The 25,063-nt window shown below is 67.1% G+C and carries 19 protein-coding genes; 11 read left to right on the top strand and 8 right to left on the bottom strand.

Features of this window, described 5'->3' with window-relative positions:
- Positions 1 to 628 precede the first annotated feature (628 nt).
- From ACX9OT_RS12745 to ACX9OT_RS12770, 6 genes are all read left to right on the top strand, one after another.
- Positions 629 to 3,094 carry a GH92 family glycosyl hydrolase gene (locus ACX9OT_RS12745; protein WP_459002402.1) on the top strand — a complete coding sequence of 822 codons (2,466 nt, stop codon included), beginning with the start codon at positions 629 to 631 and terminating at the stop codon, positions 3,092 to 3,094.
- Positions 3,095 to 3,190: 96 nt separating this feature from the next.
- Positions 3,191 to 4,240: a LacI family DNA-binding transcriptional regulator gene (locus ACX9OT_RS12750; RefSeq protein WP_049424705.1), complete on the top strand. Its 1,050-nt coding sequence runs from the start codon at positions 3,191 to 3,193 to the stop codon at positions 4,238 to 4,240.
- A gap of 60 nt (positions 4,241 to 4,300) precedes the next feature.
- Positions 4,301 to 5,614: an L-fucose:H+ symporter permease gene (fucP, locus tag ACX9OT_RS12755; RefSeq protein WP_459002405.1), complete on the top strand. Its 1,314-nt coding sequence runs from the start codon at positions 4,301 to 4,303 to the stop codon at positions 5,612 to 5,614.
- A gap of 7 nt (positions 5,615 to 5,621) precedes the next feature.
- Entirely contained in the window at positions 5,622 to 6,617 is a 996-nt protein-coding gene (locus ACX9OT_RS12760; protein WP_201119001.1) for a carbohydrate kinase family protein, read from the top strand.
- Positions 6,614 to 7,840 carry an AGE family epimerase/isomerase gene (locus ACX9OT_RS12765; RefSeq protein WP_459002407.1) on the top strand — a complete coding sequence of 409 codons (1,227 nt, stop codon included), beginning with the start codon at positions 6,614 to 6,616 and terminating at the stop codon, positions 7,838 to 7,840. The genes ACX9OT_RS12760 and ACX9OT_RS12765 overlap by 4 nt, the downstream gene beginning before the upstream one ends.
- Positions 7,841 to 7,931: 91 nt before the next feature.
- Complete coding sequence (locus tag ACX9OT_RS12770; protein ID WP_459002409.1) at positions 7,932 to 10,550, top strand: beta-mannosidase; 2,619 nt, start codon at positions 7,932 to 7,934, stop codon at positions 10,548 to 10,550.
- Between the two features lie 86 nt (positions 10,551 to 10,636).
- Here the strand turns inward: ACX9OT_RS12770 and mtnC are convergent, their stop codons facing one another.
- From mtnC to ACX9OT_RS12795, 5 genes are all read right to left on the bottom strand, one after another.
- Positions 10,637 to 11,332 (bottom strand): acireductone synthase, encoded by a 696-nt coding sequence (gene mtnC / locus ACX9OT_RS12775; protein WP_121503163.1) that lies wholly within the window; start codon positions 11,330 to 11,332, stop codon positions 10,637 to 10,639.
- A 3-nt stretch (positions 11,333 to 11,335) separates the two neighbouring features.
- On the bottom strand, positions 11,336 to 11,893 hold the full coding sequence (locus tag ACX9OT_RS12780; RefSeq protein WP_014037028.1) for a 1,2-dihydroxy-3-keto-5-methylthiopentene dioxygenase: 558 nt from the start codon (positions 11,891 to 11,893) through the stop codon (positions 11,336 to 11,338).
- Positions 11,894 to 11,985: 92 nt separating this feature from the next.
- Complete coding sequence (locus tag ACX9OT_RS12785) at positions 11,986 to 12,627, bottom strand: methylthioribulose 1-phosphate dehydratase (protein ID WP_032130340.1); 642 nt, start codon at positions 12,625 to 12,627, stop codon at positions 11,986 to 11,988.
- Between the two features lie 550 nt (positions 12,628 to 13,177).
- Complete coding sequence (locus ACX9OT_RS12790; protein ID WP_459002412.1) at positions 13,178 to 14,605, bottom strand: amino acid permease; 1,428 nt, start codon at positions 14,603 to 14,605, stop codon at positions 13,178 to 13,180.
- An 82-nt stretch (positions 14,606 to 14,687) separates the two neighbouring features.
- Positions 14,688 to 16,163: an amino acid permease gene (locus ACX9OT_RS12795; RefSeq protein ID WP_459002414.1), complete on the bottom strand. Its 1,476-nt coding sequence runs from the start codon at positions 16,161 to 16,163 to the stop codon at positions 14,688 to 14,690.
- A 133-nt stretch (positions 16,164 to 16,296) separates the two neighbouring features.
- Between ACX9OT_RS12795 and ACX9OT_RS12800 the strand changes: the two genes are divergently transcribed.
- Complete coding sequence (locus ACX9OT_RS12800; RefSeq protein WP_459002416.1) at positions 16,297 to 16,911, top strand: NUDIX hydrolase; 615 nt, start codon at positions 16,297 to 16,299, stop codon at positions 16,909 to 16,911.
- A gap of 79 nt (positions 16,912 to 16,990) precedes the next feature.
- On the opposite strand, the gene serA is transcribed toward ACX9OT_RS12800, so the two are convergent.
- Positions 16,991 to 18,232: a phosphoglycerate dehydrogenase gene (serA, locus tag ACX9OT_RS12805; RefSeq protein ID WP_071229292.1), complete on the bottom strand. Its 1,242-nt coding sequence runs from the start codon at positions 18,230 to 18,232 to the stop codon at positions 16,991 to 16,993.
- A gap of 169 nt (positions 18,233 to 18,401) precedes the next feature.
- Here serA and ACX9OT_RS12810 point away from each other — a divergent pair, with 169 nt between their 5' ends.
- The 3 genes from ACX9OT_RS12810 to ACX9OT_RS12820 all read left to right on the top strand — a co-directional run bounded on the left by ACX9OT_RS12810 (position 18,402) and on the right by ACX9OT_RS12820 (position 21,989).
- Entirely contained in the window at positions 18,402 to 19,790 is a 1,389-nt protein-coding gene (locus ACX9OT_RS12810; protein WP_071229293.1) for an FAD-binding oxidoreductase, read from the top strand.
- A 62-nt stretch (positions 19,791 to 19,852) separates the two neighbouring features.
- Positions 19,853 to 20,152 (top strand): DUF2388 domain-containing protein, encoded by a 300-nt coding sequence (locus tag ACX9OT_RS12815; protein WP_107432681.1) that lies wholly within the window; start codon positions 19,853 to 19,855, stop codon positions 20,150 to 20,152.
- 40 nt (positions 20,153 to 20,192) lie between these two features.
- On the top strand, positions 20,193 to 21,989 hold the full coding sequence (locus tag ACX9OT_RS12820) for an Lnb N-terminal periplasmic domain-containing protein (protein ID WP_459002419.1): 1,797 nt from the start codon (positions 20,193 to 20,195) through the stop codon (positions 21,987 to 21,989).
- On the opposite strand, the gene ACX9OT_RS12825 is transcribed toward ACX9OT_RS12820, so the two are convergent.
- Positions 21,967 to 23,043, bottom strand: coding sequence for an ATP-binding protein (locus ACX9OT_RS12825; RefSeq protein WP_459002421.1), 1,077 nt, complete (start codon positions 23,041 to 23,043; stop codon positions 21,967 to 21,969). The two genes, ACX9OT_RS12820 and ACX9OT_RS12825, sit on opposite strands and share 23 nt — an antisense overlap.
- Positions 23,043 to 23,759, bottom strand: coding sequence for a response regulator (locus ACX9OT_RS12830; RefSeq protein ID WP_020424480.1), 717 nt, complete (start codon positions 23,757 to 23,759; stop codon positions 23,043 to 23,045). The genes ACX9OT_RS12825 and ACX9OT_RS12830 overlap by 1 nt, the downstream gene beginning before the upstream one ends.
- A gap of 129 nt (positions 23,760 to 23,888) precedes the next feature.
- Here ACX9OT_RS12830 and ACX9OT_RS12835 point away from each other — a divergent pair, with 129 nt between their 5' ends.
- On the top strand, positions 23,889 to 25,037 hold the full coding sequence (locus ACX9OT_RS12835; RefSeq protein WP_459002424.1) for an efflux RND transporter periplasmic adaptor subunit: 1,149 nt from the start codon (positions 23,889 to 23,891) through the stop codon (positions 25,035 to 25,037).
- The last annotated feature ends 26 nt before the right edge of the window (positions 25,038 to 25,063 follow it).

Here is a 25,063-nt window from a genome sequence, read left to right on the forward strand (position 1 = left end):
GAAGCAGTGCTTCGCAAGCAAAGCGCCCTCACCCATGGGGGCTCGATGGCGCCATCCATGGCGCCAACGGTCCTGCCAGCCCACATCGCCCCACCTTTGACAGTTTCCCGGCGACGGTTGGATGGGTCCTGGAATCACGTGGTTTATGGGGTCAGATCCATTTTCCGTTGGAAAACGGATCTGACCCCGATTGATTTCGTCATCTGTCAGCGATTGATCGACGCATGGCGTGGATCTACCGCAGATCGCGGAAATCTGTCGAAGGCGGGGTGGGTCCGGTTGCGGGGGCGTGAGCCGCATGGATGCGGCGACCGAGCTTACATGGACGTACTTGCAGCGTCCCCCGCAACCGGACCCACCCCGACTCCCCGCAGGAAACCGGCTTTTGCTGTTGCATCGGCTTCGGCAGGTGCAGGGCGCAGCCCTGCCGAACACCCCCTCTCATGCTGCGCCGCAGAATGCATTCGGCTGAACCTGCATGCTCTACTTGAATCGATCTAAATTCATGGTCTGGTGGGTCGGGTGTCATTCCAGGGGGAGCTCTCTGCAGGTCAGGGCAGGGCTCAGCGGAACGGTGCCGGACGGCCCCGGCCGTCTGCCTCCGCCTCATCGACTACAGGAACCCGACATGCGTCCAGTGCCGTCCGCTCCCGCCGTCCCAGTGTCCTCGCGCCCGCTGCTGTGCCTGGCCTGCCTGCTCGCACTGTCGTCAGTGCCGGTGCTGCTGCAGGCCGCGCCGGCTGCGCTGGAGCGCGAGGTCAACACCTTCATCGGCAGCAAGGACGACGGCAACACGTTCCCGGGCGCGTCGGCACCGTTCGGCCTGATCCAGGTCAGCCCGATCGGCAGCCACTATTCGGGCTGGCGCTACGACGACGAGAAGATCCGCGGCTTCGGCCACTCGTTCATCTCCGGCGCCGGCTGCTGGGAACAGGGTGGCCAGGTGTCGGTGCTGCCGGTCACCGGTTCGATCGGTCCGGGCGGCGATTTCGACACCGGCAACGCCAAACAGTTCGACCACAAGGCTTACGCCGCGTCCTACACCCACGACGGCGAGGTTGGCCAGGCCGGCTACTACAAAGTGCGCCTGACCAGCTACGGCGGCATCGACGCCGAGACCACCGCGCGTACCCGTGCCGCGGCCGAGCGCTACACCTTCAGCCAGCGCAGTGGCGATGGCCACGTGCTGGTCAATGTCGGCCAGGCGAACGAGCGCCACTCGGTGATCGGCAGCGTGGTTGATGTGGTCGGCGACCGCGTGGTGGAAGGCAAGCTGGTCACCAAGAGTTTCTGTGGTGGCCATCAGTACACCACCTGGTTCCGCATCGAGTTCGACCGCCCGTTCAAGGCACACGGTACCTGGGGCGAAGGCGGTGGCCTGCCGGGTGCGCGCCACAGCATGGAAGGCGAGCAGAAGCCGAACGGCGCCTGGCTCAGCTTCGACCTGGCCAAGGGCCAGTCGGTGACGGCGGTCAGCGCGATCTCGCATGTGGACGCCGAAGGCGCGCGCATGAATCTGCGCGCGGACGGCATGCAGGGTGGGGCGCTGCTCGGTTTCGACCGCATGCGTGCGCTGTCCCAGCAGTCGTGGCGCGAGCAGCTGGGTCGGGTGCGTGTGCAGGGCGGTACGGCCGGTGACCGCACCGTGTTCTACAGCGCGGCCTACCACGCGCTGCTGCAGCCGATGACCGGCAACGATGCCGACGGCCGCTACCGCGGCTATGACGATGGCATCCACCGCGCCGATGGCTGGACCTATTACGAGTACTTCTCGCTGTGGGATACCTACCGCGCGCAGAACCAGTGGCTGGCACTGACCCGCCCGGACGTGGCGCGTGACATCGGCCGTACCCTGCTGGCGATCGACGAGCAGGGTGGCTGGCTGCCGCGCTGGGGCTATGCCAACTTCGAGACCAACATCATGACCGGCGATCCAGTCACGCCGTTCATGGTCGACCTGTGGCGCTTCGGTGCGCTCAAGGGCCGCGAATCACAGGCCTGGGACGCGCTGCGTCGCAATGCGTTCGGCACGCCGCCGCTGAACTCGCGCATGGCCGGCCGTTCCGGTAACCCGACCTACCTGGACAAGGGCTACGTGGTCTACGACCGCGCATTCCCATCCAAGGGCATGGACGTCGATCCGCACCACGGCGGTTCGGCCACCTTGGAATATGCGCTGGCCGACTGCGCGCTTTCGCAGATGGCCGATGGCCTCGGCCACGCGCAGGACGCGGCGACGCTGCGTGAGCGCGGCCGAAACTGGCGCAAGGTGTGGGACCCGCAGGTGCGTGACGCCGAGACCGGCTTCACCGGTTTCCCGCGCCCGCGTACCGAAGATGGCCAGTGGTACACGCCGGCCGATGGCCATTACAGCCCGCGCTCGCACCATGGTTTCCATGAGGGGACGGCGTGGCAGTATCAGTGGCTGGCGCAGCAGGACGTGCCGGGCCTGGTCGAAGCGATGGATGGCCGCGAACAGGCTGGCCGCCGCCTGGATGCGTTCTTCGCGATGGACGCGCTGCAGGCCGACCCGCTCAATGCCGCCCGCAAGGAGTGGGTGGTCGGGCCGTACAGCTACTACAACCAGTTCCGCTACAACCCGAACAACGAGCCGGACCTGCACTCGCCGTGGCTGTACACGCTGATCGGCCAGCCGTGGAAGACCGCCGCCGTGGTGCGTGCCGCGCAGCAGTTGTTCACCAATGCCCCGAATGGCGTGACCGGCAATGATGACCTCGGCACGATGTCGGCCTGGTACCTGTTCAGTGCCATCGGCGTGTATCCGGCGGTGCCCGGCAGCGGCCAGTTCCTGCTGCACACCCCGCGTTTCAACAAGGTGGAAGTGGACATGGGCAATGGCCGCACCCTGCGCATCGACGCGCCGGGTGCCGATGGCCGCCGCCTGCAGTACGTGCAGGGTGTGAAGGTCGATGGCCAGGCGCATGCGCCGGTGTGGCTGGATTGGAACCAACTGCAGCAGGGCCCGCGCCTGCAGTTCGCGCTCGATGCGAAGGCGCCGGAGCAGGGCTGGGGCACGGCGGTGAAGGACCTGCCGGTGTCCTGGTGTGCGGCACCGGGGAGCCAGCTGCGCTGAGACGGACTGTGCCGTTCGCGGTGACCCAGCGAACGGCACGGCACGACAGGGCCCTGATCCATTAGGCTTGAGCATCCAGCGGAGTCCGGGAAGACGATGAACGACAACGGCAGCAGTCCCAGCAAGCGCGCCGGCAAGGCGGTGACGGTGACCGACATCGCGCGTGCCATCGGCGTGTCACGGGCAACCGTGTCGCTGGTGCTGCGCGGCAGCCCGCTGGTCAACGTCGATACCCGCGCCAAGGTCGAGGCCGAGCTGCGTCGCCAGCGCTATGTCTACAACCGCGCGGCGGCCAACCTGCGCCGGCGGACCTCGTCGAGCATCGCGCTGGTCATCAACGATCTGTCCAACCCGTTCTTCGCCGAATTCGCGTCTGGCGTGGACGAGGCGCTGGGCGGACGCGGTTACGTGACCCTGCTCGGCAGCACCGGCGAATCGCCGGAGCGCCAGCAGGCGGTGCTGTCCACGCTGATGGAGCACACCCCGGCCGGCCTGATCCTGTCGCCGGCCGAGGGCAGCGATACCGCGCTGCTGCGGCAGGCACTGGGTGCCAATGCCAACGTGCTGCTGTTCAACCGCGAGCTGGACGGGGCCGACTGGGATTTCCTGACCCTGGACAACCAGCACGGCGCCTATCTGGCCACGCGTCACCTGATCGAACGCGGCCATCGCCAGATCGCCTTCTTCGGCGGCCACGCTGCATCGAGCTCGTGCCACCAGCGCCGTGCCGGTTTCCAGCAGGCGCTGGCCGAGGCCGGTCTGTCGCTGCCGCCGGGCTGGATGATCGAGTCGGCGCCGAACCGCCTGGAAGCTGCGGCGCGCACCGATGAGCTGTTTGCCGACGGCCATCGGCCGAGTGCAGCGGTCTGCTACAACGACACCGTCGCGCTGGGCTTGATGCTGGGCTTGAATTCGCGTGGCATCCGTCCGGGCGGTGACTTTGCCGTTACCGGTTTCGATGATATTTCCGAGGCGTCGGTCGCGGTGCCGCCGTTGACTACGCTCACTGCCGATCCGCGCGAGCGGGGCCGGCAAGCTGCCGCGCTGTTGCTGCAACGACTGGACGAGCCGGATGCGCCGCCACGGCGCACGGTCGCGCCGGTGCAGTTGCGCATCCGCGAAAGCAGTGCCGCACGACCGAACTGATTTATTCCATACACCCCTTCCACGCAACAACGACCTTCCGCGCATCGAGGCGCGTACCGCATGCCGATCTCCGCAACGCCCCGTCCAACGGGATCCTCGGGCAACGCACCTGCCGTCACCAACGGCAAGGCGCTGGCCGTGGTCACCACGATCTTCTTCATGTGGGGCTTCCTGACCTGCCTCAATGACATCCTGATCCCGCACCTGAAGGCGGTGTTCGAGCTGAACTACGCCAAGGCGATGCTGGTGCAGTTCACCTTCTTCGGCACCTATTTCCTGATGTCGCTGCCGGCAGGTCGGCTGGTGGCGGCGCTGGGCTACAAGAAGGGCATCGTGGCCGGCCTGGTGATTGCCGGTATCGGTGCGCTGGGCTTCTGGCCGGCGGCCGAGCTGCGCGTGTATGGCGCCTTCCTGGGCGCACTGTTCGTGCTGGCCACCGGCATCACCGTGCTGCAGGTTGCTGCGAACCCCTACGTCGCGCTGCTGGGCCCGGAGCAGACCAGCTCCAGTCGCCTGACCCTGGCGCAGGCACTGAACTCGCTGGGCACGGCCATCGCCCCGATCTTCGGCGGCATGCTGATCCTGTCCAACACGGTGAAGAGTGCCGATGACATCGCGGCACTGCCGGCCGCCGAACAGCTGGCCTACCGTGCCGCCGAGGCGCAGGCCGTGCAGGGCCCGTACGTGGGGCTGGCCGTTGCGCTGGTGCTGCTGGCGCTGTTCGTATACCTGTTCCGCCTGCCGGCACTGAGCGACGCCACCGAGCAGGCCGATCAGGGCCACCACCACAGCTACCTGGATGCGCTGCGCAAGCGCCACCTGCTGCTGGGTGTGCTGGGCATCTTCTTCTACGTCGGTGCCGAAGTTTCGATCGGCAGCTTCCTGGTCAACTACCTGTCGATGCCCAACATCGGCGGCTTCAGCGAGCAGGAAGCCACGCATTACGTGTCGGCCTACTGGACGATGGCGATGATCGGCCGCTTCGCCGGTTCGGCGCTGCTGGCGCGCTTCTCGCCCAGCCGCCTGCTGGCGATCTTCGCGCTGGTCAACGCGGGGCTGCTGGTCACGACCATGCTGAGCTCCGGCAACATCGCGCTGTACTCGGTGGTGGCGATCGGCCTGTTCAACTCGATCATGTTCCCGACCATCTTCGCGCTGAGCATCGAGCGCCTGGGCCCGCTGACCAACAAGGGTTCCAGCCTGCTGATCATGGCCATCGTCGGCGGTGCGGTGGTGCCGTACCTGCAGGGCGTGCTGGCCGACCACATCGGTGTGCAGGCCAGCTTCATCCTGCCGTTGCTGTGCTACGGCTACATCATTTTCTACGGACTGGTCGGTGCGCGTACGCCGGCCTCCGCAACGCAGGGAGGCTGAGTCCGGAATGGGTGCCATTGTCTGCTTCGGCGAAATTTTGATCGATCTACTAGCGCAGCCGCCGGCCTCGGCCGATACCCCGCGCGCGTTCCTGCAGTACGCCGGCGGTGCGCCGGCCAACGTCGCGGTGGCGGCTGCGCGGCTGGGGGCGAAGACCCAGTTCGTCGGCATGCTTGGCCGCGACATGTTCGGTGACTTCCTGGCCGACAGTCTGGTCCAGCACGGCGTGGGCACGGATTACATCGTGCGCACCGACGCCGCCAAGACTGCGCTGGCCTTCGTCGCGCTGGATGCCAGTGGCGAGCGCAGCTTCAGTTTCTACCGCCCGCCGGCGGCTGACCTGCTGTTCCGTGACAGTGACTTCCAGGCGGAGTGCCTCGACAGCGCGCAGTGCTTCCACGTCTGTTCCAACAGCCTGACCGAGCCGGCCATCGCCGAGGCGACCTTCGCCGGCATGGAGCGCGCCCGTGCCGCCGGTGCGGTGGTCAGCCTGGACCTCAACCTGCGCCCGGCTCTGTGGCCAGCCAACGAAGATCCGACGCCGCGCCTGTGGCAGGCGCTGGAGCGCGCCGACCTGGTCAAGCTGTCGCGCGAGGAGCTGGATTACCTGGCGGCACCGCTGGGTGCCGATGGCGAGTCAGTGGTGCTCAAGCGCCTTCTGGCCGCGCAGGCGCGCTGGGTCATCGTTACCGATGGTGCGGCCACGCTGCACTGGTACACGCGCGACAACCACGGCACGGTCACCAGCTTCCGCGTGGCCACCGTCGATACCACGGCCGCCGGCGATGCCTTCGTCGGTGGCGTGCTGGTCGGCCTGCTGGAGCGTGGTGGGGCGGGCGCTGGTTTCGCTGCGTTCTGCCAGGACCCGGAGGCGATCACCGCCACGCTGCGTTTCGGCGCCGCCGTGGGGGCGCTGGCTGTTACCCGCAAGGGCGCGTTCGCCGCAATGCCCTCGCTCGATGAAGTGCAGCAGCTGCTGCAGGCACAGGACATTACCGCATGAGCACCTCGCCCGATTTCCGTTCGCCCGCGTTCCTGCGCGCGCACATCGCCGATACCATGGCGTTCTACCATCCGCGCTGCATCGATCCGGACGGCGGCTTCTTCCACTACTTCCGGGATGACGGCAGCGTCTACGATGCCAGCCACCGGCACCTGGTGAGCAGCACGCGCTTCGTCTTCAACTACGCGATGGCCTACCGCGAATTCGGCAATGCCGAGTACCGCGAGGCGGTCGAGCACGGCGTGCGCTACCTGCGCGAGGTGCACCGCAACCCGGCTACCGGTGGCTACGCCTGGACCCTGCGTGATGGCAAGGTCGAGGACGATATGAACCACTGCTACGGCGTGGCCTTCGTGCTGCTGGCCTACAGCTGCGCACTGAAGGCCGGCATCGAGCAGGCCCGCGACTGGATGGACGAGACCTGGCAGCTGCTGGAAGCACGCTTCTGGGAGCCGCAGCATGGCCTGTATAAAGACGAAGCTGACGGCCAGTGGAACTTCACCGGCTACCGCGGCCAAAATGCCAACATGCACATGTGCGAGGCGATGCTGGCCGCGTTCGAGGCCAGTGGCGAGCAGCGCTATGTCGAGCGCGCGCTGCAGCTGGCCGACAACATGACCCGCCGCCAGGCCGCCAAGGCCGGTGGCCTGGTCTGGGAACATTACGATGTGAACTGGGAAATCGACTGGGACTACAACCTGGACGATCCCAAGCACCTGTTCCGCCCGTGGGGCTTCCAGCCGGGGCATCAGACCGAGTGGGCCAAACTGCTGCTGATCCTCGATCGCCACGTGCAGGCCGACTGGCTGGTGCCGACCGCGCAGCATCTGTTCGACGTCGCCGTCGCACGCAGCTGGGACGACGCCCGGGGCGGCCTGTACTACGGCTTCGCACCGGAATCGCGTCGGCAGCCCGGCATGGACGGCGCCCCGATCGGTGGCGACAGCTTCGTCTGCGACGACGACAAGTACTTCTGGGTGCAGGCCGAAACGCTGGCGACCGCCGCGCTGATGGCCAAGCGTACCGGCGACGACCGCTACTGGCAGTGGTACGACCGCTTCTGGGCGTATTCGTGGGAGCACTTCGTCGACCACCAGTACGGTGCATGGTTCCGCATTCTCGATGCCGACAACCGCAAGTACAGCGACGAGAAAAGCCCTGCCGGCAAGGTGGATTACCACACCATGGGCGCGTGCTACGAAGTGTTGAACGTCGTGCGTTGAAGATCGTTCGAATGCAGTAGTGCCAGGCCATGCCTGGCAATCCGAAATCGGTAGCGCCGGGTCACGCCCGGCGGAAAAACAGGAGCGCCACGTGCATCGCATTTCCCTCGTTGTCCGTCTGCTCCTGCTGCTGACTGCAGCCATCTCCTTCCCGGTGGCCGCAGCCCCGCTGCAGGCGCAGTGGGAATTCCGCATGCTGCCCGGCGACGCGCAGGGCGCCGCGCGTCCAGGCCTGCAGCAATGGCGTGCGGCGAAGGTGCCGGGCAGCGTGCACACCGACCTGCTGGCGCATGGGCTGATCCGCGATCCGTACGTCGGTGCACCCGAGGCCGAGCTGCAATGGATCGGCCTGGCTGCCTGGGAGTACCGCGCCCGCTTTGACGTGGATGCGGCGACGCTGGCCAAGCCGAATGCCGAGCTGCGTTTCGACGGGCTGGATACCTACGCCGAGGTCAGCCTCAACGGCAAGCCGCTGCTGCGCGCGGACAACGCGCACCGCACGTGGCATGCACGTGTGGACGGGCGCCTGCGCGCGAACGGCAACGAACTGCAGATCGTGTTCCGCTCACCGATCCGCACGCTGCTGCCGGGCGTGCAGGCAATGCCGCACAAGATCGCTGGCAATTACCCGTCGCCCTATGGCGATGAGCCGAAGGAGGCGATGGTCGGCAACTTCGCGCGCAAGCCGGCCTACCACTTCGGCTGGGACTGGGGCCCGCGTTATGTCACCGCCGGGGTCTGGCGCGGGGTCGACCTGCAGGCCTGGGACGCGCACCGCCTGACCGATCTTGCCGTGCGTACCGATGCATTGAGCGCGGAGCAGGCGAAGCTGGCGGTGTTGCTGCAGGTGGAGCAGGGCAGCACTGCCGGTTCTGCGATGGTCACTGTGGATGTGCAGGATCCGGAAGGCCGCAACGTGGCCCAGGTGCAACGCACGGTGTTGCTGAAGCCGGGCCAGAATACGGTTGAGCTGCCGGTTGAGCTGGCCACGCCGCGGCGCTGGTGGCCGGTGGGCCATGGTGCGCAGGATCGCTACACCGTGAAGGCTCGCCTGGATGGTGGCGGCGATGCAACGCTGGCGCGCGAGCAGCGCATCGGCCTGCGCACGGTCGAACTGCGCCGCGAGGAAGACGGCAAGGGAGGGCAGGGCTTCGCCTTCGTCATCAATGGTGTGGAGATCTTTGCCAAGGGCGCCAACGTCATTCCGTTCGATGCCTTCCCCGCACGCGTCGATGCCGCACGCCTGCGCCAGGTGCTGACCGCCGCGCGCGATGCCAACATGAACATGCTGCGCAACTGGGGCGGTGGCTACTACGAGGACGACGCGTTCTTCGACATCGCCGACGAGCTGGGCCTGCTGGTCTGGCAGGATTTCATGTTCGGCGGCGGCATGCAGCCGGGCTACGATCCGGCATTCCGTACCAGCGTGGTGGCCGAGGCGCGCGACAACGTGCGCCGGCTGCGCCATCACCCCAGCATCGTGCTGTGGTGTGGCAACAACGAGGAGGAAACCGCCTGGAAGGACTGGGGTCACGGCCGCGACCTGAAGGCGGCTGACCCGGCATTTGCGGCGAAGGTCTGGCAGGGCTACGTCGACCTGTTCGGCAACGACCTGCGCCAGGTGGTGGGCGAGGAAGGGCTGGGCGTGCCGTACTGGTCCAGCTCGCCCAGCAACGACCTTGACGAGAAGGCCAACGATTCAACGCGTGGCGACAAGCACTACTGGCAGGTCTGGGGCAATCCGGCGTTGCCGGTGCAGGCCTACCTGCGCGAGACCCCGCGCTTCATGTCCGAGTACGGGCTGCAGGCGTGGCCGTCGGTGGCGACGGTGGACCAGATCGCCACCCGCGCCGAGCAGCGCATCGACAGCCCGGTGATCCGCGCGCACCAGAAATTCATGGCCGGCGAGGGCAACAGCCGCCTGCTGCACTACATCGAACTGGGCTACGGCACGCCGAAGGACTTCGAGGACTTCGTCTACCTCAGCCAGGTGATGCAGGCCGATGGCATCGCACTGGCGGCGCTGCATCATCGCGCCTCGCGGCCGTACACGATGGGCTCGCTGTACTGGCAGCTCAACGACGTCTGGCCAGGTGCTTCATGGTCCAGCGTGGACTACTTCGGTCGCTGGAAGGCGCTGCACTTCGCCGCGCGGCGTTTCTTCGCGCCGGTGGCGGTGGCGGCGTTGCGCGACGAGGGCAGTACGCGGGTGCGCCTGATCAACGACGGTGCCGCGCTGGATGCACGCTGGCGGTTGCGGGTGATGGATGTAGACGGCAAGGTGCTTCGCCGCCGCGAGGAAGCGGTGTCGCTGGCTGCCGCCGGTGTCACCTCGATCGGTGATTTCCGCGACGCCGAATTGCTGGCCGGTGCCGATCCAAAGCGCACGGTGGCCGTGTTTGAACTGCTGCAGAACGGGGCGGTGAGTGCCCGCCAGGTGGTTGGTTTCGTCGAGGCGAAGGACCAGGTATTGCCCCGACAGAAGCTGAAGGCTGCCTTGAGCATCGAGGGCGACCACTATCGCCTGCGGCTGGAAAGCGCGGCGTATGTGCGCGCGACGTGGATCGATTTCGGCGCGCTGGATGTGCAGGTCGAAGACAACCTGCTGGACCTGCTGCCGGGCGAAACCCGCGATATCGCGGTGCGCGGTCCGGTGGATCTGGTTACCCTTCGCGAAGCGCTGAAGGTGAAGACTCTCAACGACCGTTGAGCAAAAAAGGGGACGGAGGGGATTAAGTCGTTTGTGGCACACATGGGCCCCAAACGACTTAATCCCCTCCGTCCCCTTTTTCTTGCTTACAGCTGGATCTGCTGGAAATTCTCGACGCGCTGGTGACCGTTGACGGCCTGGCCGGTGCGCGGCAGCGGGTAGTCATCCAGGCGATCAATCAGGCGGGTCTGCAGGCCGGCTTCGCGGGCAGCATCCAGTTCTTCCACCACATCCGACAGGAACAGGATCTCGCCGGCCGGCACGCCAATGGCCTGCACGATGCGGCGGTAGCTGTCGGCCTCACGCTTGCCGCCAATCTCGGTGTCGAACCAGCCCGATACCAGCGGGCTGAGGTCACCGGCGTCGCTGAAGCCGAAGAACAGCTTCTGCGCCGGCACCGAGCCGGAGGAGTACACGTACAGCGGCAGGCCGGAGGCGTGCCAGCCCTTCAGCACCGGCGCCACTTCCGGGTAGAAGTGCGCGGTGTAGTCGCCGCGGCGGTAGCCTTCGTCCCAGATCAGGCCCTGCAGCGCCTTCAGTGCGGTGTGCTTGCGGTCCTGGTCGATCCAGCCCTGCAGCGTCTCGGCCACCAGGCTGTCCTGGCAGGCGCCGCCGATCTCGGTGGCCACCGCATCCAGCCAGCGGCGGACTTCCGGCTGCTGGCCGTGCTCGGCGACGAACGCGGGCAGCGCCTTGCGGGCATAGGGGAACAGCACGTTCTTGACGAACGAGATGCTGCTGGTGGTGCCTTCGATGTCGGTCAGGATGACGCGGGGCTGCATGGATCAGGACGCCTGGGTGGGTACGTAACGGGGGAACTTCTGCGCGATGTCGGTGCCGGTGAAGTGACCGACCCAACCATCCGGTTCGGTGAAGAAGCGGATCGCCACGAAGCTGGGCTCATCGCCCATGTCGAACCAGTGGGTGGTGCCGTCGGGCACGGCGATCAGGTCGTCCTTCACGCACTCGATCTCATAGACCTTGTCACCCACGTGCAGGGTGAACAGGCCGGAGCCTGCGACGAAGAAGCGCACCTCGTCTTCCTTGTGGAAGTGTTCGTCGAGGAACTTCCTGCGCAGCTCGGCGCGGTTCGGGTTGTCCGGGGCGATCGAGGCCACGTCCACGCTCTTGAAGCCGCGCTCGGCAACCAGGCGGTCGATGTCGGCGCGGTAAGCGGCGAACACTTCATCCTGGCTGGCGCCCGGTGCGACCGGTGCGGTGGCCTGCCAGCGCTCGAAGGTGACGCCGATCTTCTGCAGCTCGGCAGCGATGACCGCGCCGTCCTGGGTGTCCAGCAGCGGTGATTCGGGGCGGGTGTCGTCGTAGATGCGCAGTCGGCTCATGGCGGCAGCTTGAACGTCTCGGGGGGAAGACAGGGTAGCAGGGTGGGCACGAGGTGCAGATTCCGGATCGGCATCTGCACCTGCGTGCGGGTTCAGCCGCGCAGCTTGCGCAGTTCCAGCTCGCAGTGGAACAGGAACTCGAACGCTTCCAGGTGGCGGCGTGCCTCGGCCATGTCGCGGCCCCAGGCATACAGGCCGTGGCCGTCGATCAGGTAGCCCCACAGGTTCTGACGGTCGAGCAGGTCATCGACCTGCTTCGAAAGCACGTTCATGTCCTGGGTGTTGGCGAACACCGGCACGTCGATGGCCATCTCGTGGGTGCTGTTGCCGGCGAAGGCCTTCAGCAGCTCGTAGCCTTCCAGGCGGATGTGGCCCTGCGGCGCGTACAGGCGCGAGGCGACGGTCTGCACCGGCGAGTGGGTGTGCAGCACGCAGCCGATTTCCGGGAAGCGGCGATACAGCTGGGTGTGCAGCAGGGTTTCGGCGGACGGGCGCAGCGGGCGGCCGACGGCCAGGCCGTCGAAGTCCACCACCATGATGTCGTCCTCGATCAGGCGGCCCTTGTCCTTGCCGGAGACGGTGATCGCGGCGTGGCGGTCGTCCAGGCGGTGGGAGAAGTTGCTGCTGGTGGCCGGGGTCCAGCCGGCGTGGGCCAGTTCGCGGACGTTGTCGATCAGCAGCTGGGCCAGTTCGCTCAGGCGCGCGGTGTCGTACGGGAAGGTGGGGGCGTTCATGCGGGCGATTTTACTGGATTCGGCCAACGGCTGAGCCCCTCGTGGCTGTCTCGCCGGGCTGGATTTCTTGCTTTGGCCGGCGGGTGGGCTGTGCAGGGGACGCCGTAGACCCTTCCTTGGGGGCTTGGCCGCGGCATCCATGCCGCGGACACCCCTGCACAACCCACCCGCCCGACCACGGACAGGTTCCGTGCGCGTCAGCCACGGAGTGAAGAAGGAAAGGCAGAAGCGGGTCGCTTCGCTGCGCTTGCTCGGAGCGGAGCATGGCTCCGCTCTACAGAAACAGTCATTCCGGAACATTCGTTCAAGAGAACGTTTCATCCACGCATGGCGTGGATCCACCGGATGCGCCGGGAGACTGTCATGGGCGGGGAGGCATGGGTTCGCGGGGGTATCCGCGCCATGGATGGCGCGGCTAAGCCTCCATGGACGGATTCACGGCGTCCCCCGCGAACCCATGCCTCCCCGCCAAACCCCTCAGCCCAGCTGTTGCCGTTGCTCCGGCTTCAAAGGCGGGTGCAGGGCCGCAGGCCCTGCAATGCAAAAAACCTCACTTACCCCGCAGCCGGCTGTGCCTGAAGCCGTAGCAGAAATAGATCACGAAACCAACGAACGTCCACACCCCCATCAGCATCCAGTTGTGCATCGTCATCGCCGACAGCAGGGCAAGGCAACTCAGCACGCCCAGGCTGCAGATCAGCCACGCCATCGGCATGCGGAACGGACGCGGCAGGTCCGGCTGGGTGCGGCGCAGGATCAGCACGCCCGCGCACACCGCCGCGAACGCGATCAGCGTGCCCATCGAGGTCAGCTCGCCCAGGATGTCCAGCGGGAACAGCGCCGCCAGCAGGGCGATGCCGATGCCGGTGATCACGGTGTTGATGTGCGGGGTGCGGTACTTCGGGTGGATCTTGGTGAACACCGGCGGCAGCAGGCCGTCGCGCCCCATGATCATGAAGATGCGCGGCTGGCCGATGACCATCACCAGCACCACCGAGGACAGGCCGACCAGCGCGCCGACCTCGACCACCCAGCGCAACCAGCCCAGCTGCGGATGCGCCGCCACGGCGGTCACCACCGGCTCATCGGTGCCCAGCAGCTGGAACGGCACCAGGCCGGTCATCACTGCGGCCATGGCGATGTACAGCACGGTGCAAATCACCAGCGACAGCATCATGCCGAACGGCATGTCACGCTGCGGATTCTTCGATTCCTGCGCCGCCACCGACACTGCTTCGAAGCCGATATAGGCGAAGAACACCATCGCCGCGCCACGCAGCACGCCTTCCATGCCGTACTTGCCAGGCCCTTCGTTGGCGGGAATGAACGGCGTCCAGTTGCTGGTGTCCACGTACTTCCAGCCGACCACGATGACCAGCAGGATCAGGCCGGTCTTCAGCACGACCATTGCCATGTTCATCGCCGAGGACTTGCTGATGCCGACGTAGCACAGCCAGGTCAGCAGCAGTACCAGCGCGGCGGCCGGCAGGTTGGCGATCGCGCCGGTCGGGCGCAGTTGCGCGTCGAGTGGCGCGCTGACCAGCGCCGCCGGTAGATGGATGTCGAACTGGCTGAGCAGGCTGAGGAAATAGCCGGTCCAGCTGACCGCGACCGCCGAGGCGGAGACGCCGTATTCGAGCACCAGCATCCAGCCGATGAACCAGGCCGAGAGCTCGCCGAAGGTGGCGTAGGTGTAGGTGTAGGCGCTGCCGGAGACCGGCACCATCGAGGCGAACTCGGCATAGGCCAGTGCGCAGAAGGCGCAGCAGATGGCGGCCAGTACGAAGGACAGCATGATGGCCGGGCCAGCGTGGTTGGCGGCGGCCTGGCCGGTGATGACGAAGATGCCGCCGCCGATCACCGCGCCGATACCGAGGGCGGTCAGGCCCCAGGGGCCGAGGTGGCGGCGCAGGCTCAGGCCGTTGGCGTCTTCATGGGCGGCATGCGGGTGCTTGGTGGCCCACAGTTGCTTGAACATGTGTGGTGGTCTTGTCGAATCGCGCCATGACCGGCGCGCGGGGAAAACGGACGGGCCGGCGCAAGGCCGGCCCGTAGGCGGATCAGGGCGACTTGGCCAGCTTGCTGTTGCGGATGCCGTAGCCCAGGTAGATCAGCAGGCCGAGCAGCGTCCAGCCGACGAACAGGTGCCAGTGCACCACGAACGCCTGCCAGAACAGGAACAGGCAGGTCGCCGCGCCGAGCGGGCAGATGATCCACACCGCCGGCACGCGGAACGGGCGGTGGATGTCCGGCTTGGTATAGCGCAGCACCAGCACGCCGATGCAGACCGTGGCGAAGGCCAGCAGGGTGCCCATCGAGACCAGTTCGCCCAGCACGTTCAGCGGTACCAGGCCGGCCAGTGCGGCGGCGATCACGCCGACCACGATGGTGGCGACGTACGGGGTGCGGAAGCGGGCGTGGACCCTGCCGAAGAACTTCGGCAGCAGGCCATCGCGGGAGATGGTGTAGGCGATGCGGGTCTGGCCCATCATCATCACCAGCACCACCGAGGACAGGCCGGCGATGGCGCCGATTTCCACGAACGTCTTCAGCCACGACAGGGTCGGGTAGGGCTCCAGCGCGGTGGCCACCGGCTTGTCGGTGCCCAGCAGGTGGTACGGCATCATGCCGGTCAGCACGGCACAGACGATGATGTAGACGATGGTGCACACCGCCAGCGAGCCGAGCAGGCCGATCGGCATGTTGCGCTGTGGGTCCTTGGTTTCGCCGGCGGCGGTGGAGACCGCGTCGAAGCCGATGTAGGCGAAGAACACGATGGTGGCGGCGCGGAAGATGCCGCTCCAGCCGAACTCACCCGGCACGCCGGTGTTTTCCGGGATGAACGGCTGCCAGTTGGCCGGGTCGATATGGGCCGCGCCGATGCCGATGAACAGGCAGATGACGGTGACCTTGATCGCCACGATGATCGCGTTGACGAAGGCCGACTGGGTCACGCCCACGTACAGTAGGCCGGACACCGCCGCCACGATCAGTACTGCCGGCAGGTTGAACAGCTTGCCCGAGGCGATGAACTCGCTGCCGGTCCAGGCGATCGGGGCTGCGCTAAGCGCATCCGGGAACGGCATGTGCAGCGTGGTGGTGATGAAGCTGATCAGGTACGCCGACCAGCCCACCGCGACCGAGGCCGAGGCGAACAGGTACTCCAGCACCAGGCACCAGCCGATGAACCAGGCCATGCCTTCGCCCAGGGTGGCGTAGGAGTACGAGTAGGCACTGCCGGAGACCGGCATCATCGCCGCGAACTCGGCGTAGCACAGGCCCGCCAGGGCACAGGCGAAACCGGCCAGCACGAACGAAAGCATCACCGCCGGGCCGGCATGGTTGGCCGCGGCCTGGCCGGTCAGCACGAAGATACCAGCGCCGATCACCGCACCCACGCCAAGCAGGATGAGGTGTTTAGCCGTGAGGGTCCGTTTCAACGTGGCTTCGCCGTCCAGGCTGCCTTCGATGGGTTCGCCGGCATCGACGTGCCCGGCCGGTTCAACCGGCTTGACCCTCAACAGAGCTTTCAGCATGCAGTACTTCCTAGTGATCGGATTGGGTGGGCCGCCGATACGTTGCCGGCAACCCTGGAATGGTGAAGGCCGCGCGAACGGCCCGCTGTACCTTAGCCAAAGCTGAAGCCAACGCACAAGCGCAATCGCAACAATGAACGGCGATAATGAGCAGTATTTTTCCAAACGCCGCCCATTCATGAGCCAGACCGCCGAAACCCTTGCCGTGCTTGACGATCGCCTGCGTGGCCTGCTGCGGGACTACGCCCGCCGCGAGCCCGCCCACGACGCATTGGCTGCCGAATTCGGCACATTGTTGGACGATCCGGAAGATCCGTTCCGGCGCGAGCGGCTGGCCGGCCACTTCACTGCCAGCTGCTGGCTGGTCAGTGCCGATGGCCAGCGCCTGCTGCTGACCCACCACCGCAAGCTGCAGCGCTGGCTGCAGCTGGGTGGCCACGCCGACGGCGACCGCGACCTGGCCCAGGTGGCACTGAAGGAAGCCGAAGAAGAATCGGGACTGAGCGGCCTGGTGTTGGAAGACCCGGCTATCTTCGATATCGACAAGCACTGGATTCCGGAGCGCAAGGAGGTGCCGGGCCACTGGCACTACGACGTACGTTTCGTGATCCGCGCGCTGGGTGGCGAAGCCTTCGTGCTCAGCGAGGAGTCACTTGACCTGGCATGGCGGCCGGTGACCGAAGTCGCGTCCGATCCGGAATCGGACGAGTCCATGCAGCGCATGGCGCGCCGGTGGCTGGCACGTTGAGGTAAAAAGGGGACGGAGGGGATTAAGTCGTTTATAGCGCATGTGCCGCAAACGACTTAATCCCCTCCGTCCCCTTTTTTCAATACAGGATGCGCGTCCGCAGCGTGCCCGGAATCGCGGCCAGCTCGTCGCGCACGGCGGCGGCCTGTGCCTCGCTGGCGGTGATGTCGATCACCACGTAGCCCACCTTCGGGTCGGTGCGCAGGAACTGGCCGTCGATGTTGACGTTGTGGCGCGAGAAGATCTCGTTGACCTTGGACAGCACGCCCGGCACGTTCTGGTGGATGTGCAGCAGGCGCAGGCTGTCAGCGTGCTCGGGCAGGGTCACTTCCGGGAAATTGACCGCCGACAGGGTGCTGCCGTTGTCGCTGTAGCGCACCAGCTTGGCCGCCACCTCCACGCCGATGTTGTCCTGCGCCTCCAGCGTGCTGCCGCCCACGTGCGGGGTCAGGATCACATTGTCGTGGCGGGTCAGCGGCGATTCGAAGATATCGCCATTGCCCTTCGGCTCGACCGGGAACACGTCCAGCGCGGCGCCGCCGACGTGGCCGCTGGCCAGCGCCGCGTCCAGCGCATCGATGTCGACCACGGTGCCGCGCGCGGCGTTGATCAGGTGCGCGCCCTTGCGCATCTTCGCCAGCTCGGTGCTGCCGATCATCCACTGCGTGGCCGGGGTCTCCGGCACGTGCAGGGTGACGATGTCGGCGCGGGCCAGCAGGTCGTCCAGGCTGGCCGCAGCACGCGCATTGCCCAGCGCCAGCTTGGTTTCCACGTCGTGGAAGATCACCTGCATGCCCAGCGATTCGGCCAGCACGCCGACCTGGGTGCCGATGTGGCCGTAACCGATGATGCCCAGCGTCTTGCCGCGTACTTCATGGCTGCCGCTGGCCGACTTCGACCAGCCGCCGCGATGGCATTCGGCGTTCTTCTGCGGAATGCCGCGGGTCAGCATGATCGCCTCGGCGATCACCAGTTCGGCCACGCTGCGGGTGTTGGAGTACGGCGCGTTGAACACCGGGATGCCGGCCAGCTCGGCCGCGTCCAGGTCGACCTGGTTGGTGCCGATGCAGAAGCAGCCCACCGCGATCAGGCGCTTGGCATCGGCCAGCACCTCGGCGCTGAGCTGGGTGCGCGAACGGATGCCGACGATGTGCGCCTCGGCGATGCGCGCCTTCAGTTCGTCCTCGGGCAGCGCCTTGGTGTGCGCTTCGATCTGGCTGTAGCCGGCGGCGCTGAACACCTCCACGGCGGTCTGGCTGACCCCCTCCAGCAACAGCACGCGGATATCCTGCTTCGGGAACGAGGTCTTCTTCGGCGACATGGGGCAACACGGCCAGTGGGACAGGGGCTGACCACTATGCCAGATCGTGCCGCCCATGGTGCAGTGCGCAATTGGTTGCATCCGTAGCTATCTGTACGGCTGCAGGGCTGGACGCTGGCGCGTGCCGCTGGCACGCTTGCCCGTTCTTCACGCACCGCGCTGGACCGTCATGACCGATTCCCGCATTGCCTCGCTGCAGCAGGCCTGTCCCGGCCTGAAGCTGAAGACCGATCCGTCCGACCTGGAGCATTACGGGCGCGACTGGACCCGGCGCTGGACGCCGGCGCCGCTGGCGATCGCACTGCCGGCCACGGTCGAGGAAGTGCAGGCGGTGATGCGCTGGAGCGCAGGCGAGGGCGTGGCCGTGGTGCCGTCCGGTGGCCGCACCGGCCTCTCGGGTGGCGCGGTGGCCGCCAACGGCGAGCTGGTGCTCAGCCTGGAACGGATGAACAAGGCGCTGGCCTACGACGCCGTCGATCGCACCCTGGTGGTGCAGGCCGGCATGCCGCTGGAGGCCGTGCACAACGCCGCGCTGGACCACGGCCTGATCTACCCGGTGGATTTCGCCGCGCGCGGGTCCTGCTCGATCGGCGGCAACATCGCCACCAATGCCGGCGGCATCCGCGTGATCCGCTACGGCAACACCCGCGAGTGGATCGCCGGCCTGAAGGTGGTCACGGCCGATGGCCAGCTGCTGGAACTCAACAAGGGGCTGATCAAGAACTCCAGCGGCTATGACTTCCGCCAGCTGCTGATCGGCTCGGAGGGCACGCTGGGCGTGATCGTCGAAGCCACGGTGAAACTGACCGACCCGCCGCCGGCCAGCAACGTGATGCTGCTGGCCGTACCCAGCTTCGAGGTGCTGATGCAGGTATTCGCCGCGTTCCGCGCGCGCCTGCAGCTGCAGGCCTTCGAATTCTTCACTGACCGGGCGCTGGAGCACGTGCTGGCGCATGGCGCGCAGGCACCGTTCGACGAGGTGCATCCGTACTACGTAGTCACCGAGTTCGCCGCCGGCGACGAGGCCCAGGAAGCGGCGGCGATGGCCGCGTTCGAGGACTGCATGGGCAATGGCTGGGTCAGTGACGGCGTGATCAGTGCCAGCGATGCCCAGGCCGCGCAGCTGTGGCGCCTGCGCGAAGGCATCACCGAATCGCTGGCGCGCTACACGCCCTACAAGAATGACGTCTCGGTGCGGATCTCGGCGATGCCGGCGTTCCTGGCCGAGACCCAGGCGCTGATCGGGCAGGCCTACCCGCACTTCGACGTGGTCTGGTTCGGCCATATCGGCGACGGCAACCTGCACATCAATGTGCTCAAGCCGGACGACACCAGCGACGCCGATTTCGTGGCGCAGTGCGAGCAGGTGACCAAGCTGCTCGCGCAGGTGCTGGCGCGCTTCGATGGCAGCATCTCGGCCGAGCACGGCATCGGCCTGGTCAAGAAGGGCTACCTGGACAGCACCCGCGGCCCGGCCGAGATCGCCCTGATGAAGGCGGTCAAACGCGCGTTCGATCCCCAAGCGCGGCTGAACCCCGGCAAGCTGTTCGACGTTTGAGCCGGGCAAATCCTTCACGCACCCGTTACGCTCCACGCTTCCTAACAACCGGCTTCGAACCGATGACCCGTCCGCTCCTGCTGCTTGCCCTGCTGTCCCTGCCGCTGGCCGGCTTCGCTTCCAGCTTCGCTGGCACCTCGGCCGGCTCGGCCACCGGTGCGTCCTCCGGTTCGTCGGGCAGCAGCTCGGGTGATGACAAGGTGGTGCTGGCTGCACGCGACGATGCCGCTGCGTTCGTCGCCAGCGACGGCCAGATCCGTGGCGTCCGCCTGCAGGCGGCGCTGGTCCACCTGCGCGAGCAGAGCACCGCCGCACAGCAGCAGAGCGACCTGGAACTGGCCCGCGCGCTGCTGGCACGTTGATCCCGCCTTCGGGTAGTGCCGGCCGCTGGCCGGCAACGCCATGACATCTGCACGGAACGCAGCCACGCATGGCGTGGCTCTACTGCTGATCGCTCATGTCGCGCACGCGGCTGATCGCCTGCAGCTCGATCCTGCGGGGTTGAGCCCTGCACAGCAGCAGGTGGCGACGCAGACCCTGGCCGACGTGCAGTCATTGTTGCCAGATGGCCTGCTGCGCGCCCTGCCGGCGCAGGTGCAGGTGCGCTGGAGTGATGGCCTTCCCGCCGAGGTGCATGGCCGCGCCTTCGCCGGCCGCATCACGTTGCGCCGCGATCTTCTGGATGACGGCATGCCCGGCGCCCGCCGTGCGCGCCGCAGCGCGCTGGTGCACGAACTCACCCACGTCGCCGACCGTGGCGGTGCGGACTGGTCGCGCACTGCGCGTTGGCGGGACCTGGCTGGCTGGCAGCGCAAGCCCTGGCATCTCGGCCGTGGCGACAACGACTTCCATGACCGCAGTCCGGATGCCTATGAACTGAAGGATCCGGCCGAGTACCTGGCAGTGAACGCCGAGCATTTCGTGCTCGACAGCGAGTTTGCCTGCCGGCGCCCGGCACTTGCGCAGTGGTACCAGGCCCATTTCGGAACCCCGACATCGCTGCCACAGCCGCAGTGCGCTACGACGCTGCCCTTGCTGCAGGCCGAACCGGAAGAGGGCGCGGCGTCGTTGCTGCAACTCGACCCGGCACGTGTCTACGCCGTGGACTACCTGTTCGCCGAAGGCAGTGCGCAGCCGATGAGCCGCTGGGGGCACAGCATGCTGCGGCTGGTGATCTGCCGGCCGGGCCGTGCGCCGGGGCCGGACTGTCGCCTGGACCTGGATTACCACCGTGTGCTTTCGTTCCGTGCCTTCGTTGGTGACGTGCAGATTTCCAACTGGCGTGGCCTTACCGGTGGCTACCCGTCGCGACTGTTCGTGCTGCCGCTGCAGCAGGTGGTGGATGAGTACACCAAGGTGGAACTGCGCGGGTTGCAGTCGCTGCCGTTGCAGTTGTCGCCCGGCGAGATCGCCAGCCTGCTCGAGCGCACTGCGCAGGTGCACTGGAGCTATGACGGGCGCTATTACTTCGTCAGCAACAACTGCGCGGTGGAAACCGCCAAGCTGCTGCAGGCGGGTGTGCCTCGGCTGGGGGAGGCCGGGCTGGCCCAGCTGAGTCCGCGTGGCCTGAAGCGCAGACTGATGCGGCTGGGCGTTCTCGACGAGAGGGTACTGACGGACCGCAATGCAGCGCAGGCGCAAGGCTACTACTTCGCCTCGGCGCGCGACCACTACCAGCAGTTGTTCGCAGTGGCCGCGGCCCAGCTGGCCTTGCCCGCACGTGATGTGCGCGGCTGGTTGAAGCTACCTGCACAGCAACGGGCACCGTGGCTGCTGCAGGGTGACCTGCGTGCCAGCGCCGGCCTGTTGCTGCTGGAGCAGGCCGCGCAGCGGCGTGCCGAGCTGCGCGCACGCGATGTGCTCAAGCGGCAGCTGCTGGCCGCACCGGACAGCACTGAAACGCGCAGCCTGCGGGGGTTGCTGGAGCAGAGCGGGCAGTGGCTGCGACCGGGGACGCTGCTGCAGGACGGCGGCTATGGATTGCCGCTGGGCGACGAGCAGGCGCTGCTGTCCGAGGCCGTGGCCACTGCCAGTGCGCAGGCGGTCCCGGCGTGGCAGGCATTGCGCGTGCAGCTGCGCCAGCAGCTGCCGATCCGCCAGCGCGAGGAAATGGATGCGATCGACGCCAATCTGGCGGCACTCGGTGCACACCTGCGTACGCAGGCAGCCCGTCCGGCTACTGGCGCGGCAGTTCGATGACGAAGCGGCTGCCGCCAACGCTGCCCGGGATGCAGTAGACGCGGCCACCGTGCGCGTCGGCGATGGCCTTGACCACCGCCAGGCCGAGCCCGCTGCCGCCGCCCTGGCGCGAACGCGAGCCATCGGCACGCATGAACGGAGAGAAGATGTCGGCGTGCAGCTCAGGGTCGATGCCCGGGCCCTCATCCTCGATCGCTACCTGCACATGGCCCGGTGTGTCATGCACGGCAATCCGCACCTTGCCCGGGCTGGCATAGCGGCGCGCGTTCTCCAGCAGCGCCAGCAGCGCCTGGCGCAGACGGGTCGGGTCGCAGTGCGCGTTGTGTTCTTCGCGGCTGGTTTCCAGCTCCAGCACGAAGCCGGCGGCGCGGAACTGGGGATCGACCAGGGTCATCACCGAATGCACTTCGGCCACCACGTCGGTACGTGCGCGGCGCACGTCCAGCCGCGCATTGTCGGACAGGCTCAGCACGCGCAGATCCTCGATCAGTCGTGACAGGCCCTCGACCTGGGCGAGCAGGCTGCGGAACTGTGATTCGTCCGGCTGGAAGACGCCCTCGGCCAGGCCCTGCAGGCGGCCGCGCAGGATCGTCACCGGAGTCCGCAGTTCATGGGCGATGGCTGCATGCCACATCGCACGCTCGCTCTCCACGTGCTGCAGCCGCCGCGCCATGGCATTGAAGTCCTCGACCAAGGTGGCCACTTCGCCCGGCGAGTTTTCCTCGACGCTGGCACGGGCACCGAGGTCGCCGCCCGCGAGCGCGCGCACGCTGTCCACCAGCGAATTCAACGGCGACAGGATGCGATGGGCAAGACGGAACGAGGCGGCGATGGCCAGCGCCAGGCCGGTCAGGATCACGCCGACCATCCATGCCAGTTCAGGGCCGGTCGGCAGCCAGCTTTCCGGCTCCTCGGTAGTGCCGGGGAAAAATTCGACCAGCACTGCATACAGCAGCCACGATGACAGGATCATCATCACGATGACGCCGATCACCATCAGCGACATCGAGACGATGATGTGGCGGCTGAGCCCGGAGCGGCGCAGGCGGGCCATCAGCGGTCGGCCATCAACCGGTAGCCGACGCCACGCACGCTGGCCGGCACATTGACCATGCCCACTTCATCCAGCTTGCGGCGCAGCTTGCTGACATGGCTGTCGACCGTGCGCTCCAGCGCCTCGCTTTCCGGCAGGCATTCGTGCATCAGTTCGCTGCGGCTGAAGATGCGCGTCGGCGCCAGCGCCATGCAGTGCAGCAGCTTGAACTCGGTGAGCGTGAGCAGCACTTCGTGGCTGTAGCCTTCGCCCTCCACGTGCACGGCGTGGGTGGCCGAGTCGATCAGCAGCGGGCCCGCCCGCAGCGCGGTCGGGGCGTCCACGCGCGAGGCGCGCAACGTACGCCGCAGCACGGCGCGCACGCGCGCCGCCACTTCGGCCGGATTGAATGGTTTGACCACGTAGTCATCAGCGCCCATGCGCAGTGCGGTCAGCTTGTCCAGGTCCTGGTCCAGTGCGGTCAGCATGATCACCGGCGTCTCGCCGCGCTGGCGCAGCTGGGTCAGCACGCTCCAGCCATCCAGCCGCGGCAGCTGCACGTCGAGCAGGACCAGGTCGGGGCGGGCGCTGCGATGCAGGTCCAGTGCGCTGTGGCCGTCGGCGGCGCGCAGCGTACGCAGTCCTTCGCGTTCCAGATAGGCGGTAAGAATGTCGGCGATCTCGGCCTCATCCTCGACGATCAGGACGAGGGCGGCGAGGGCAGGGGCGGCATGCATGCAGGGGCGGGGCCTTAAGGTGCTTGCCTCCATCGTATCTCCACAGTTCCTCCATCGAAACCCCATCATCGCCACGCACACTGGGTTCTTCAGAACCTATCAGCCGCCCGCGCGGCATTGTGCACAGCAATGAGAACCTTCAGGACTCCGGTCGCGTTGATCGCGGCCCTCGCCCTGGCCATGACGGCCTGCTCCACCCCCGAAGCCACGCCCGAAGCCGCACCCCGCGTGAGCGTGGTTACCGTCGGCCCGCAGGTGGTGCAGCGTGACGACGAACTGCCTGGCCGCGTGGCCGCCGTGCGCACCGCGCAGATCCGAGCGCAGGTGGGTGGCATCGTGCAGCGCCGGCTGTTTGACCAGGGCGCGGAAGTAGACGCCGGCCAGGCCCTGTTCCAGATCGATCCGGCGGCCTTCCGTGCCGATGTCGATTCGGCACTGGCCGCGCTGCAGCGCAGTGAGGCCGCCCTGGGCCGCAGTCGCGTGCAGTCGCAGCGCCTGCATGCACTGGCCGCGGCACAGGCCGTCAGCCAGCAGCATCGCGACGATGCCAGTGCCGAGTACGAACAGGCCCGTGCCGCGGTGAATGAAGCGCGCGCGATCCTGGCCCGTCGCCAGCTCGACCTGCGCTATGCCACGGTCAGCGCGCCGATTGCCGGCCGCATCGATCAGGCGCTGGTGACCGAAGGCGCACTGGTCGGCGTGGCCGATGCCGAGCCGATGGCGGTGGTACAGCAGATCGACCAGGTCTACGTCGATGTGCGCCAGCCGGCGGCCCAGCTGGAATCGCTGCAGCGCAGTGCTGCCGGTGGTGGCGAGCTGCCGGTGACGATCATCGGTGCCGCCGGCAAGCCGCTGTCCGAGCGTGGCCAGATGCTGTTCTCCGGCATCAACGTCGATGCGCGTACCGGTGATGTGATCCTCCGCATCCTGGTCGACAACCCGCAGCGCCAGCTGCTGCCCGGCATGTATGTGCGCGCGAAAGTGCCGCGGGGTGCACCGGCCAGTGCGCTGACCGTGCCGCAGCAGGCCGTGCTGCGCAGCGCCGGTGGCCAGGCTTATGCCTGGGTGATCGGTGGCGATGGCAAGGCGGTGATCCGCACGCTGGAGGTCGACGGCAGCGTTGATCGCCAGTGGCTGGTGCGCACCGGTCTGAAGGCGGGCGAAAAGGTGGTGGTCGAGGGCCAGGAACGCCTGCAGGAAGGCGTGGTGGTCGATGCGCGCGACTGGCAGGTGCCGGTCGCCAGCGCCGGCGCGATGCAGGCCGGCAGCAAGGGCTGAGCCTTTCCCGGGCCAGCCCCTCCAGG

It is taken from the genome of Stenotrophomonas genospecies 3 (assembly GCF_054473855.1).

Coding starts and splice junctions, on each gene's coding strand:
- ACX9OT_RS12750 (WP_049424705.1), top strand. CDS start 3,191: ATGAACGACAACGGCAGCAGTCCCAGCAAGCGCGCCGGCAAGGCGGTG.
- ACX9OT_RS12800 (WP_459002416.1), top strand. CDS start 16,297: ATGAACGGCGATAATGAGCAGTATTTTTCCAAACGCCGCCCATTCATG.
- ACX9OT_RS12745 (WP_459002402.1), top strand. CDS start 629: ATGCGTCCAGTGCCGTCCGCTCCCGCCGTCCCAGTGTCCTCGCGCCCG.
- ACX9OT_RS12795 (WP_459002414.1), bottom strand. CDS start 16,163: ATGCTGAAAGCTCTGTTGAGGGTCAAGCCGGTTGAACCGGCCGGGCAC.
- ACX9OT_RS12820 (WP_459002419.1), top strand. CDS start 20,193: ATGACATCTGCACGGAACGCAGCCACGCATGGCGTGGCTCTACTGCTG.
- ACX9OT_RS12790 (WP_459002412.1), bottom strand. CDS start 14,605: ATGTTCAAGCAACTGTGGGCCACCAAGCACCCGCATGCCGCCCATGAA.
- serA (WP_071229292.1), bottom strand. CDS start 18,232: ATGTCGCCGAAGAAGACCTCGTTCCCGAAGCAGGATATCCGCGTGCTG.
- ACX9OT_RS12780 (WP_014037028.1), bottom strand. CDS start 11,893: ATGAGCCGACTGCGCATCTACGACGACACCCGCCCCGAATCACCGCTG.
- mtnC (WP_121503163.1), bottom strand. CDS start 11,332: ATGCAGCCCCGCGTCATCCTGACCGACATCGAAGGCACCACCAGCAGC.
- ACX9OT_RS12815 (WP_107432681.1), top strand. CDS start 19,853: ATGACCCGTCCGCTCCTGCTGCTTGCCCTGCTGTCCCTGCCGCTGGCC.
- ACX9OT_RS12835 (WP_459002424.1), top strand. CDS start 23,889: ATGAGAACCTTCAGGACTCCGGTCGCGTTGATCGCGGCCCTCGCCCTG.
- ACX9OT_RS12785 (WP_032130340.1), bottom strand. CDS start 12,627: ATGAACGCCCCCACCTTCCCGTACGACACCGCGCGCCTGAGCGAACTG.
- ACX9OT_RS12765 (WP_459002407.1), top strand. CDS start 6,614: ATGAGCACCTCGCCCGATTTCCGTTCGCCCGCGTTCCTGCGCGCGCAC.
- ACX9OT_RS12830 (WP_020424480.1), bottom strand. CDS start 23,759: ATGCATGCCGCCCCTGCCCTCGCCGCCCTCGTCCTGATCGTCGAGGAT.
- fucP (WP_459002405.1), top strand. CDS start 4,301: ATGCCGATCTCCGCAACGCCCCGTCCAACGGGATCCTCGGGCAACGCA.
- ACX9OT_RS12810 (WP_071229293.1), top strand. CDS start 18,402: ATGACCGATTCCCGCATTGCCTCGCTGCAGCAGGCCTGTCCCGGCCTG.
- ACX9OT_RS12760 (WP_201119001.1), top strand. CDS start 5,622: ATGGGTGCCATTGTCTGCTTCGGCGAAATTTTGATCGATCTACTAGCG.
- ACX9OT_RS12825 (WP_459002421.1), bottom strand. CDS start 23,043: ATGGCCCGCCTGCGCCGCTCCGGGCTCAGCCGCCACATCATCGTCTCG.